The 11235-nt window shown below is 69.4% G+C and carries 13 protein-coding genes and 1 pseudogene; 9 read left to right on the top strand and 5 right to left on the bottom strand.

Translation table 11 applies throughout. The annotated features are described in order from the left end of the window. Positions 1-1239, top strand: a 1239-nt coding sequence (locus tag JF886_RS13880; protein WP_337313452.1) for an MFS transporter, incomplete at its 5' end; no start/stop codon positions are given. 42 nt (positions 1240-1281) lie between these two features. Here JF886_RS13880 and JF886_RS13875 read toward each other — a convergent pair. Next, entirely contained in the window at positions 1282-1653 is a 372-nt protein-coding gene (locus JF886_RS13875; protein WP_337313451.1) for a DoxX family protein, read from the bottom strand. A 127-nt stretch (positions 1654-1780) separates the two neighbouring features. Here JF886_RS13875 and JF886_RS13870 point away from each other — a divergent pair, with 127 nt between their 5' ends. After that, positions 1781-2005: a dodecin family protein gene (locus tag JF886_RS13870; protein ID WP_337313450.1), complete on the top strand. Its 225-nt coding sequence runs from the start codon at positions 1781-1783 to the stop codon at positions 2003-2005. On the opposite strand, the gene JF886_RS13865 is transcribed toward JF886_RS13870, so the two are convergent. Next, a complete protein-coding gene (locus JF886_RS13865) occupies positions 2002-3099 on the bottom strand; it encodes a saccharopine dehydrogenase family protein (RefSeq protein WP_337313449.1) in 1098 nt (365 codons plus the stop codon). The genes JF886_RS13870 and JF886_RS13865 overlap by 4 nt on opposite strands. A gap of 95 nt (positions 3100-3194) precedes the next feature. Between JF886_RS13865 and JF886_RS13860 the strand changes: the two genes are divergently transcribed. The 3 genes from JF886_RS13860 to JF886_RS13850 are packed head-to-tail and all read left to right on the top strand — an operon-like array spanning position 3195 to position 5741. Beyond that, positions 3195-4127: an alpha/beta fold hydrolase gene (locus JF886_RS13860; protein ID WP_337313448.1), complete on the top strand. Its 933-nt coding sequence runs from the start codon at positions 3195-3197 to the stop codon at positions 4125-4127. A 43-nt stretch (positions 4128-4170) separates the two neighbouring features. Beyond that, positions 4171-5205: a tryptophan--tRNA ligase gene (gene trpS, locus JF886_RS13855; protein WP_337313446.1), complete on the top strand. Its 1035-nt coding sequence runs from the start codon at positions 4171-4173 to the stop codon at positions 5203-5205. Positions 5206-5222: 17 nt separating this feature from the next. Then, positions 5223-5741 (top strand): TIGR00725 family protein, encoded by a 519-nt coding sequence (locus JF886_RS13850; protein ID WP_337313444.1) that lies wholly within the window; start codon positions 5223-5225, stop codon positions 5739-5741. A gap of 4 nt (positions 5742-5745) precedes the next feature. On the opposite strand, the gene JF886_RS13845 is transcribed toward JF886_RS13850, so the two are convergent. Beyond that, positions 5746-6855: a tyrosine--tRNA ligase gene (locus tag JF886_RS13845; RefSeq protein WP_502711438.1), complete on the bottom strand. Its 1110-nt coding sequence runs from the start codon at positions 6853-6855 to the stop codon at positions 5746-5748. A 163-nt stretch (positions 6856-7018) separates the two neighbouring features. Between JF886_RS13845 and JF886_RS13840 the strand changes: the two genes are divergently transcribed. The 3 genes from JF886_RS13840 to JF886_RS13830 are packed head-to-tail and all read left to right on the top strand — an operon-like array spanning position 7019 to position 9245. Beyond that, positions 7019-7381 (top strand): GntR family transcriptional regulator, encoded by a 363-nt coding sequence (locus tag JF886_RS13840; RefSeq protein WP_337313453.1) that lies wholly within the window; start codon positions 7019-7021, stop codon positions 7379-7381. Continuing rightward, positions 7378-8286: an ABC transporter ATP-binding protein gene (locus tag JF886_RS13835; RefSeq protein WP_337313440.1), complete on the top strand. Its 909-nt coding sequence runs from the start codon at positions 7378-7380 to the stop codon at positions 8284-8286. The genes JF886_RS13840 and JF886_RS13835 overlap by 4 nt, the downstream gene beginning before the upstream one ends. Continuing rightward, complete coding sequence (locus JF886_RS13830; RefSeq protein WP_337313439.1) at positions 8286-9245, top strand: ABC-2 membrane transporter-related protein; 960 nt, start codon at positions 8286-8288, stop codon at positions 9243-9245. Before JF886_RS13835 ends, JF886_RS13830 begins: the two co-directional genes overlap by 1 nt. On the opposite strand, the gene JF886_RS13825 is transcribed toward JF886_RS13830, so the two are convergent. Continuing rightward, positions 9242-9997, bottom strand: coding sequence for a Type 1 glutamine amidotransferase-like domain-containing protein (locus tag JF886_RS13825; RefSeq protein ID WP_337313437.1), 756 nt, complete (start codon positions 9995-9997; stop codon positions 9242-9244). The genes JF886_RS13830 and JF886_RS13825 overlap by 4 nt on opposite strands. Before the next feature lie 26 nt (positions 9998-10023). Between JF886_RS13825 and JF886_RS13820 the strand changes: the two genes are divergently transcribed. After that, the gene (locus JF886_RS13820; RefSeq protein ID WP_337313435.1) at positions 10024-10779 is read left to right on the top strand and encodes an FAD-binding oxidoreductase; all 756 of its coding nucleotides are present in this window, start codon (positions 10024-10026) and stop codon (positions 10777-10779) included. Between the two features lie 104 nt (positions 10780-10883). On the opposite strand, the pseudogene JF886_RS13815 reads toward JF886_RS13820, so the two are convergent. Next, a pseudogene (locus JF886_RS13815) lies at positions 10884-11235 on the bottom strand (PCP reductase family protein); the annotation flags it as partial.

Genomic DNA, 11235 nt, shown 5'->3' with positions numbered 1-11235 from the left:
GGGCGGGCGACATCGCCGCCTGGTCGCAACACGCCTGCACTCAGCGGACCGGTCGCGCGGTATTTCGTCGCCGTCTTTCTGTCTGCCTACGGCGACTGGCTCACGACGGTTGCCCTGGTCGTGGTGCTCTTTCAGCTCACGCACAGCCCCGCCGGCCCAGCGGGCTACATCCTGGTCCGCGTCGCCCCACGAGCGCTGGGCCCGTGGCTGGGTGGAAGCCTTGCGGACCGCCTCTCGCCACGCCGCATCATGATCGTGACGGCAGCTGTACAGGCGATCTTCACCGCCCTCTTGATCACGTCGAATCGGGCAGGCAGCCTGTGGGCGATCTATACCGCGGTGGGGATTGCGCAGTTCGCGGGTGCGCTTTCGCGCCCCAGCCAGGGGTCGATGCTCCCGCGACTGGTCAGCGATGTCGCCCTACCGCGCGCCAACGCGGTGTACTGGCTGTTCTTCAGCACCAGCATTTTTGCAGGACCTGCGATCGGTGCCGTGCTCCTGACCCGCGCCGGCCCCAATCTACTCTTCGCCATCGACGCGGCCACCTTTGCTCTCAGCGCCGGACTCGTTGCCACGCTGCCTCGCGGGGCGGCAGGGCAGTCGCTAGGTGAGGTCACCGGTTCATCACCGCCTGGGACGCTGGCCGGATTACGCCTTGCCCTGCGCGATCCGGTCATCCGGGGGGTCGCTGCGGCCAACTTTGCTAGTGGGCTCGCCGTGACGGTTACGCAAGCCCTTCTCGTGGTGACTGCGCACGAGCGGTACGGGGGCGACGCCGCTGTTGGGTACCTGTACACGGCGGTCGGAGTTGGTGCGACGCTCGGCGGGATCATTGCGCTCCGCGCGATCCCGGCTAGACATTGGGTCAAGGCAGCGATATTCCTCGTAGTGGTCGTTGAACTTGTTTCGCTGGCGGGTTTCAGTGCGGTATCGGGTCTGGCGGCCGCGTTCGCGTTGTTGGCGATCAGCTCGCTGGCCGGTAGCTCCTTCGACATATGGGGCGGGACGGAGGTACAACGGTTAGCCCCGTCCGGGTTTATGGGACGTTTCAACTCGGTGATTTGGCTGTCGCAGTATTCAGGCATGCTCGTCGGTGCGTTGTGGGCGCTTGGCACGTCTTCGCTGATGCACTGGGATCGTGCTATTGAGATCGCCTGCGCCGCCATGCTTGTCGTCGCCAGCGGTGCGCTGCTGATCGGCGGAAGCGCACCCAGTATCCCAGCACAAGAAGAACCCTGAGGGGGCTGTCACCTCCTCCAGCATACAAGTGCCTCGACGCGCCTATTTCTCGGGTGTTAGCGCGTAGGTCAGCAGGCCGCCGATGATGGCGAGGTTCTTGTCGAAATGGATGAGCTGGCTGGCCCGCGCGGCGGGCTCGGCCTGGTTCCAGAACTGATGACCGACGTACGTCGTCGGCACCAGTGTTGCCGCCAGCTCGAGAGCTGCGAGTCTGGGCTTGATCCCGAGCGCAAGGGCAGCACCGCCCGCCACCATCAGGCCGCCGTTGAGTCGCACCATCAGGTCCGGTCGCGGCAGAGGAAGCGTCTTGGCGACCAAGTCAGGACGGCGACCCGGTTCGGTGGCGGTCTTCACACCCATCGCTAGAAAGATCCACGCGAACATCGTGCGGGCAAGGAAGCGCAGCAGGCCCATGGGAGTACCACCTGACGTCGGTCCGACGCCGTCCATCGTAGCCAGCCCCGCGATTCGTCGTCGATCGAGCCCCATGCCGACACGCCAGAATGCACAGCCCTGTCAGATCTCGTGGAGGACCCCTTCGATGGCCGATTCCGTCTATCGCATCACCGAGCTCGTCGGCGTCAGCACCGAATCGTGGGAGGACGCAGCCCGCCGCGCCGTCGAGACAGCCTCGGGCACGCTGCGCGACCTGCGCGTCGCCGAGGTGGTGAAGCTGGACATCACCGTCGAGGACGGCAAGGTGGCGCGCTTTCGCACGCGTCTTGCGCTTTCCTTCAAATACGAGCCCGGCAGCACCGGAAGCTAAGCGGCGCGGGGAAGACCCGTATCAGCCAGCGCGTGGGCCATGGTGTCGAGGCCGAACGCCTCGACCGGCCCGCGCGCTCCGGCCGCCGCTGCCGCGCCGTCACGGAGCTGCATCGCACCCCACACGAGCAGCCGCGCGGTGAGCGTGTAGGCGTCGACGCCCTCGAGCCGCGCCGTGGCCAGCTCCTTGCCCCTGGCGTCGCGGGCAACGGCAACGACCCGCGAGGTCATCCGGCCGCGCGCGGCAGCGTCGGGTCCGCCCGTCGAGCCGCGCGCGAACCGATGCGTGGCGCGGTCGATCAGCGTGCTCGCGCCCGGCAACCGTTCCAGCTCGGTCTGCGCCGCGCCAAGCACCTTCACGCCTTTGGTCAGCGGCCCGAACCATCCGACGTAGGTGCCGATGGTGCGCAGGCGTGGGTAGCTGCGGGGAAGTCCGAGGTGCTCGGAGCCACCAAACGACAGGGCGTCGGCGCGGTGATCGCCCAGGTCGAAGCTGGCGATGTGCGCCCCGCCGCGCTCGGTGCGAAGAGCACCGTCCCGCCAGGCGAAGCTCGGCGCGCGGGTCACCCCCAACAGGGAGGCGAGCGTGCCGCCGCTGGGGCGTCCCCGGGTCACGAAGTAGCCGACGTCGACCTGAACGGCCTTGGCGCCGGCGTCCTCCAGAGCAAGCGCGGCGGCGACGTTGCCGGGCACGCAGTCGTAGCCGAAGGCGGTGAGCAGAACCACTCCCTTGCGCTCGGCACGCGGACCGAAGTCCTCGAACACGCGGCGCACGAACTGTGGCTCGCCAGTGGAGTCGATGTACCCGGCGCCGCGCTCGATCGCCGCGTTGACCGCGGGGTCGCCCCACCGCGCGAAGGGGCCGACCGTGCTCACCAGCACGTCGCCCGGGCCGACCAGCGCGGCGACGCTGGCGGGCTCACCGACGTCCGCGGTGGCGATATCGAACGTCCCGCGCAAACGTGACGCCAGCTGCTCCAACCGCCCGCGATCGCGGCCCGCCAGCACCGCCGGGATGCCCGCAGCGGCGAGCTCCTCGGCGGCCAGGGTCCCCGTATAGCCCGTGGCTCCGAACACCACAATCCGCCCCGCCATGCCGGCAGTCTAGGGAGACGTCCTCGCAAAACGCGCGCAATCGGTACGAGCGACGCAAAATCGCCGGAGCGACAGTTCGCCACGGAGAGCCTCCGATGTCCCAGAGCGTCCGTCACGGCAGCTTCCACAGCCGGGGTCAGCGGCTCGCCTACACGATGCACGGCTCCGGCGACCGCCCGGTGATCCTGCTGCCCGGGCTCCTCCTCCCGGCCCGGATGAACACGCCGCTGGCGGAGCACCTCGCCGAGCGCGGCCACCGGGTGATCCTGCTCGACCCGCTCGGCCAGGGCGACTCCGCCCGGCCTCGGGACATGTGGCGCTATTCGATGACCCAGTTCGCCCGCGACGTGGTTGCGCTCCTCGACCATCTCAAGCTCGAGCAGGCCGTGGTCGGAGGCACCTCGCTGGGCGCCAACATCACTCTCGAGGTCGCCTCAATCGCTCCCAAGCGGCTGCGCGCGATGGTCCTGGAGATGCCGGTGCTCGACAATGCCCTGGTCGGCAGCGCCGTCGCCTTCTCGCCGCTGCTCGTTGCGGTGACGATCGGCGAACCGGTGATGCGCTTGGTGTCGCGGCTGGCCCGGCTGATCCCGTCGTCGGTGGTGCCGTTCAACCTCGGCATCGTCCTCGACACGCTGCGCCAGGACCCGGGACCGAGCGGCGCGCTTCTCCAGGGTCTGTTCTTCGGCCGCACCGCGCCCCACCGCGAGGAGCGGCGCACCTTCACCGCGCCGGCGCTGGTCATAGGTCATCACCGCGACCCAGTCCATCCCTTCTCCGACGCCGGCATGCTGGCGAAGGAGCTACCCAACGGCCGCCTCGTGGAGGCCAGCTCGATCCTCGAGATGCGCCTTCGGCCCGAGCGCCTCTACGGCGAGATCGACACCTTCCTCGAGCAAGTCTGGGGGCCACGCATGCGCGTGGTGCGCCAGAGTCGCGGCGCCCCCCGCGCCCCCGCCACACGCCGTGCCGCCGCGCGCCGCAGGTCGTCGGCTCGGAGCTCGGGGAGTCGCCGCGCCCGCTCCTGACTGACCGCGACCGGCGCGGATGCGCCGGTATCCTTCGCCGATCGTGTCCAGCCCCCTTGCCGTCGAGAGCGTGCCGCCGCGCGGAGAGCGTCCCCGCGTGCTCAGCGGCATCCAGCCGACGTTCCAGCTCCACCTCGGCAACTACCTCGGCGCCCTCCGCCATTGGGCGCGCGAGCAGGACAGCTTCGAGAATTACTTCTGCATCGTCGACCTGCATGCGCTGACCGTTGTGCCCGACCCGGACGTGGTGCGCAACAGCGTGCTCGAGCTCGCCGCGCTCTACATCGCGTGCGGTCTCGAGCCCGATCGCAGCGTCATCTTCGTCCAGTCCCAGGTCCCCGCCCACGCCCAGCTGGGATGGATCCTCGAATGCCACACACCACTGGGATGGCTCGAGCGCATGACTCAGTACCGCGCCAAGGCGGGCACCGGGCGCGAGCGTGAACGCGCGGCGGCGGGGCTGCTCACGTATCCGTGCCTGATGGCCGCGGACATCCTTCTCTACAACGCCGACTACGTCCCCGTCGGCGACGACCAGCGCCAGCACGTCGAGCTCTGCCGTGATGTTGCCCAGCGCGTCAACAGCCTGCGCGGGGATATCTTCCGCCTGCCGGAACCGCTGATCCGCGGCACCGGGGCGCGAGTCATGGGCCTCGACGACCCCACCACCAAGATGAGCAAGAGCACCGCACTGACCAAGCCGGCTCATGCCGTCCTGCTGCTCGACCCGCCGGAGACCGTGCGCAAGAAGATCGCCCGCGCCACCACCGACGCCGATCCCGCCGTCGCCGAACCGGTCGGGCCGGGGGTTGCCAACCTGCTCGACATCTACGCCGCGCTGCGCAGCCTCAGCCGCGAGGAGGCGTTCGCGGAATTCGCGGGGACGAGCTACGGCGCGCTCAAGAGCGCGACCGCCGACGCCATCAACGGGGCGCTCGAACCGGTGCAGGCGCGCTACCGCACCATCCGCGCCGACGAGCCGTGGCTGCTCGGTGTCCTCGCCGAGTCGGCCGAACGCGCGGCCGATGTTGCCGACGCCACGCTGCTGCGCGTGCAGCGCGCCGTGGGCCTGCGGTGAGCTTCACGCTGGCGCCGATGACCGCACCGACGCGTCCCTCGCGTCCTCCGCTCATCGGCGTCTGCGGGACGTCGCGCGACGACCCCGCCACCAACGAGGTGGCGGAGCGCGTCGGCGCGCTGATCGCGGCCCGCGGCGGCATCGTCGTCTGTGGCGGGCTCGGCGGGGTGATGGCCGCCGCCGCGCGCGGCGCCGCCCGAGGAGGCGGGGTCAGCATCGGCCTGCTTCCCGGCGACAGCCCCAACGAGGCGGCCACCGAGGTGTCGATCGCCATCCCCACCGGGCTCGGCGAGATGCGCAATGCGCTGATCGTGCGCGCCTGCCCGGTGATCATCGCCATCGGCGGCGCCTACGGAACCATCAGCGAGATCGCCCTGGCCCTGCGCAAGGGACGGCCGGTGATCGGGCTGGACACCTGGGAGATCCGGCCACCCGGCGAGAGCACGGCCGACCCCGGCATCCGGCGCGCGGGCAGCGCCGACGAGGCGGTGACCATGGCTTTCGCGGCCGTCGACGGGACCCTGGCGCGCGTCTGACCGCTCAGCGGCGGGGCGCCAGAGCCGCTTCGACCTCCTCGAGCATCGCCGCCACCTGCGGTCTGGCGAAGTGCGCCCGCGCCGGCTCGAGGCGATCGATGAGCCGCGCGGCCAGTGCATTCTTGGCGTCACCGGGGTGGAGCTCGCCGCGACCGTACGCGACGGTCATCTCCTCGTAGGAGTCGAAGGTGATCGCGCCCCCATTGGCCGCGCTGCGGTCGATGCGCACTGGGGCGTCGCCGAACGCGAAGACGAGCTGGTCGAACCAGTTGAGGACGGGGTTGAAGCGTGTCTCCTCCGGCGGGCAGAACGCCTTGGCGATGCGCCGGCGGATGGTGTCGGGGTCGTCGTGCACGAACACCGCCGACGAGGGATCCGACTTGCTCATCTTGAAGGCGGAGGGGTCGGGGTCCTCCGGCAGCGGCCACACGGGAGGCTTGCGCAGGCCGAGCAGCAGGGGGTGGTGGACGGCCGCCGGCTTGACCGTTCGACCCTCGCTGTCGGTGAGCCGGTTGGTGCGGATGCGCGTGGCCACGTCGCGGGCGATGACGTGTGCCTTGCGCTGCTCGGTGCCCGCGTGGGCGAGGTTGACGCCCTGGGCGAAGATGTCGGCGGCCTGCATCGCCGGGTAGATCAGCTTGGCGAAGTCCACCGACTCGCTCTGCTCGCGGCCGAGGATGCTGATGCTGCGCAGCATGCGCGCCAACGTCGTGTTGCGACTCACTTCGACGACCGTGGTCCAGTAGTCCGCGTTGGACTCGTAGAGGTCGCTGCCGAGGACAAAGGTGACCCGGTCAGGGTCGGCGCCGACGGCGAGCAGTGAGGCGCGCATCGCCTCGGTGAAGTAGCCGGTGGCGATGCGCCGGATCAGGTCGTGGTCCCCACCCAGCTTGTCGTTGATCCAGGTGTGCCAGTCGGCGAGGAGGATGTGGCAGTCGACGCCCGCTTTGAGGAAATCGGCGACCTTATTCATCGACACCAGGCCGGTGCCGAGATGCACCTTGCCGGAGATCTCGAAGCCGATGTAGTGCCGGATCGTGGTCGAGGTGGCGAGCAGCTCGAGCAGGTCGTCGCGGCCCATCACCTCAGCGGTGTTGCGGGCGATGAGCGCCATGCGATCGGTGGCGGATGCTGTGGACACGCGAGCGGAGTGTAGAGGCGACCCGCGCGCTTGACGGCGCCGCCGCCGCATGTCATCATTCCACTAATGCATTAGCACTAGGGCACCAGAGGACGCCGTGGCCACGATCACCTTCCGGCTCGACAGCCACTCCGGTATGCCGACGTACCGGCAGCTCACTCAGCAGGTCCACCGTGCGCTGCGTCTCGGCGTCCTCGAGCCCGGCGACCAACTCCCCACCGCACGAGAGGTGGTGGAGGCGCTGGCTATCAACCCCAATACGGTGCTTCGCGCCTATCGCGACCTCGAGCAGCAGGGGCTGGTGCAGACGCGTCCTGGCCAGGGCACATTCGTGGTTGCCGTTCCGCCCGGGCCCACGCTGGCGGATCATCAGTCGCTCCGCCGCGGCTTGCAGCGCTGGGTTCGCGACGCGCGCCGCGCCGGCCTCGACAACGAAGCCATCGACACCCTCGTCGAGGTTACGCTGCGCGACCTCAGCGCCGACGAGGAGATCGCGTGAGCGCGGCGGCCGTGGAGAGCACCGGCCTGGGGCGCCGTTACGGTCGCCAATGGGCCCTGCGTGACTGCACGCTGCGCATCCCGGCGGGGCGCGTCGCCGGGTTGGTCGGGCCGAACGGGTCCGGCAAGACCACTCTGCTGCACCTGGCGATCGGCCTCCTCGAGCCGACAACGGGCTCCATCGAGGTGTTCGGCTCGAGTCCGCGCCGGGAGCCAAAGAAGGTCCTCACCCGCGTCGGGTTCGTCGCCCAGGATCACCCTCTGTACAGAGGCTTCCGGGTCGAGGAGATGCTCGAGCTCGGCCGCCATCTCAACAGCACGTGGGACGACGACATCGCGCGCCGCCGCCTCGCACGCCTTGGCATCGAGATGTCGAAGAAGTGCGGTGCCCTCTCCGGCGGGCAGCGTGCCCAGGTTGCTCTCTGCCTCGCCCTCGCCAAGCGTCCGCAACTGCTGATGCTGGACGAGCCGGTGTCGAGCCTCGACCCGCTGGCTCGCCGCGAGTTCCTTCAGGAGCTCATGAGTGCCGTGGCCGACAGCGGGTGCACGGTGCTGCTGTCGTCGCATTCCCTGGCTGATGTCGAACGCGTCTGCGACTACCTGGTGATCCTGAGCCGAGGCGCGGTGCAGGTGGCCAGCGCGATCGATGAGCTGGTCGGCGCGCATCGCGTACTCGTCGGGCCCCGCCATGCGACCGGGGATCGGGTTGGTGGTGCCGAGGTCGTGCAGGCAACGCACAGCGAACGTGAGACCACGTTGATCGTGCGCACCAACGGCCGCCTCATCGATCCCGCATGGGAGCAGCACGACGTCAGGCTGGAAGACCTCGTGCTCGCCTACCTGCGCAACACCGGGACCGGGACCATGCCGGAACCCGAGCTCGCCGCGCTCGCGGAGGAGAACTGATGGTGTGGGCGACCTGGCGCCAACATCGCGGTGAAGCGATCGCAGTGACGGTTGTCGGGCTTGTGCTCGCTGCCGCCGTCGTCATCACCGGTGTGCAGATGCACTCGGCATACGACGCGCAGGGCGTCGGCGGCTGCCTGGTTGTCACCCAACCAGCCAGCTGCGAGGGTGTCGTGGGTGCATACCAGCAGCAGTTCCAGCTGTACATCGGCATGTACCAGTGGCTCAATCTGCTCCCGCTGGCGCTCGGCATCTTCGTGGGTGCCCCACTTGTGGCTCGCGAGGTAGAACGGGCGACGCATCTGCTCGTATGGACCCAAGGTGTGACCCGCACACGCTGGATCGTCACGAAGGTCGCACTCCTCGGCGCAGCGGCGGTCATGGCGGGAACTGCGTACACGCTGCTCCTCACGTGGTGGCGTCAACCGCTCGACATGATCGCCGGCAGCGGACTGGCGCCCGATGCGTTCGACCTCGAGGGGGTCGTGCCTCTCGGGTACTTCCTTGCCGCGCTGAGCATGGGCATCGCCGCAGGCACACTGCTGCGGCGCACCGTGCCGGCCATGGGCGTGGCAATCGCGGGATTCCTCGCGCTGCGTTTTGGCACTATCGCGGTATTGCGCCCGCATTTCATGGCGCCACTGTCCGCGTCCGCGTCGATCGGTGCGGCCCCTCCGCCGTCGAGCCGAGGCGCCTGGATCCTCGAGGACACGTTGCGGGACCCGGCAGGGAATGCTTTCAACGGGCGATTCGCGTTCGACCAACTGTGCGCCAGCAGCAGTGGTTCCAAGAATGGGCTCGATACCTGTCTTCAACAGCACGGAATCGTCGAGTCGCTCACATACCAACCGGCCGACCGCTTCTGGCCGTTCCAGCTCATTGAGCTTGGCCTCTTCCTCGGCGTCTCGGTTGCCCTGATCGCGCTCAGCGTCTGGTGGGTGCGCCGGCGGATCAGCTAGCGGGCCGATTCATTGCCTGGCGGAGCGGGGATTCCCTCGACGGTCTCACCAGTTGCGAAACGGCGGCGATCCGCACCGACAACAACGGTGACCGCGCCCGGGCCGTTGACTGACCACTCCCCGCGCTTCCACAGGACCGCGGTGCGCTCATCTACGCCGATGAGCGGCACGGTGGCTCCGAGCGACCGCTGCGCGGACGGGATCCACCGCTCACCGAAGGTGTCGAAGTGGGGGAGGAGGGCGCAGTCGGGCACCACTGCCAGCGCATCAAGCGGACGGCGGGTGTCGTGCTGCGGCCAGCGGTCGCGGACCAGCGTCCACCGGCAGAGCGCCATGGCGCCGGCCGACGACCCCGCCAGCGCCGCACCGCCGCGCCACGCAGTGACGATCGCATCCCACACCGGCGTGCCGGCGAGGAGCTGCACAGCCCGTCCCGGGTCGCCGCCGGCAAGATAGACGAGCCCGGCGCCATGAGCGGCCTCCACCGTGGCGGCCACCGACGCATCGCCTCGCGAGCGCACCCGCAGCTCGGTGATGTCGACGCCGAGGGTGGCGAACCAGCGGCGCGCGGTGGCGACGGCCTGGTCGGGACGTTCGCGGATGGCTGCGCAGACCACGTACGCGGCGCGACCGGAGGCGGCCTCGGCGAGGACGCCGTCCTGCCGCTCGTTGCCGCGCTGGAACTCGGCACCGCCCACAAGGGCGAGCGGACCCGTCACGGCGCGCCCCGGTCGGCCGGGACGGTCCGCCACCCCCGGCTCCCTACACTGACGCGCGCATGATCGACACCGAGAAGTACGCGGCCGCGACCGTCATGTCGCGCCGCGACCTCGCCACCGACCTGTGGGTGGTTCGGATCCGCCCCGACTGCGAGCTGCCCTTCCGTCCCGGCCAGTACGTCACGCTCGGTCTCGAGCTGGACGGCCGCATCGTGGAGCGGCCGTACTCGATCGCCTCGGATCCCGCCGAGGAGGAGGTCGAGCTGTTCATCGAGCGCGTCCCGGACGGCGAGCTCTCTGCGCCGCTGCATGACGTGCCCATCGGCCAGACCACGCTGGTGCGCAAGCGCTGCAAGGGGCTCTTCCTCAAGGACGCACCGGTGCTCGATCAACCCCATCTCTTCGTCGCCACCGTCACCGGCATCGCCCCCTTCGTCAGCATTCTGCGCAGTCTGCGACGACGCCAGCTCAGCGGTGAGTGGAACGCCGACCAGCCGGTGCTGGCGCTCCAGGGGGCCAGCCGCTCCGACGAGCTCGGCTACGAGAACGAGCTCCGCGAGCTGGCCGCGTCGTGCGATTGGTTCACTTACGTACCCACCATCAGCCGGCCGTGGGACGAGCCGGAGTGGCCGGGCGAGACGGGACGCGTCGAGGACGTGATGCGCAAGCACGCCGACGCCGCCGGCCTGACCCCGGGCCACGGTGCCGTCTACCTCTGCGGTCACCCGGGGATGATCACCAACGGTCACGGGATCATGCGCCGCCAAGGCTTCGATGACAAGGCGATCCGCGAGGAGCAGTACTGGCCGGACTAAGGCGAAGGGCTAACTCAACCGTCAGCGCAGGCGACTTCACGTCGCCGGAGCTGACATCCGCTCAGCTGGGGGGTGCCCGAGGGGGGAACGCAGTTCCCCCTTCGCTATTTAAAGCCGTACATGCCTTCGTGGAAGTCGCCGGTGTCCACCCAGTGCTCGATGACCAGGTCGACGACCGCGTCGTTCACCTCGGAGAGGCCCAGCACGCGCGCGTTGCCCTCGACCGCCTCGAGAACCTGGCCGCGCACGAAGTCGGGGATGCGGTCGAACCGCGACTTGGCCGAATCCGTCCAGGGCAGCGCCTCACGGTCGCGCTCCTCGATGGCGTGGGAGACGCGGCCCCAGAGCTCGAACTTGACCTCCATCGCCGCGGGAGTGATGGTGGTGCCGAGGTCGAGCTTGCGCGCGGTCCACTCGACACGCCAGCGCGTGAGGTCGCGACAGAACTCGGGGACC

It is taken from the genome of Candidatus Aeolococcus gillhamiae, from assembly GCF_016464765.1.
Classification (GTDB): domain Bacteria; phylum Chloroflexota; class Dormibacteria; order Aeolococcales; family Aeolococcaceae; genus Aeolococcus; species Aeolococcus gillhamiae.
The sequence above is the reverse complement of the archived record's forward strand: the minus strand, read 5'-3'. Positions and strand labels throughout refer to the sequence as shown.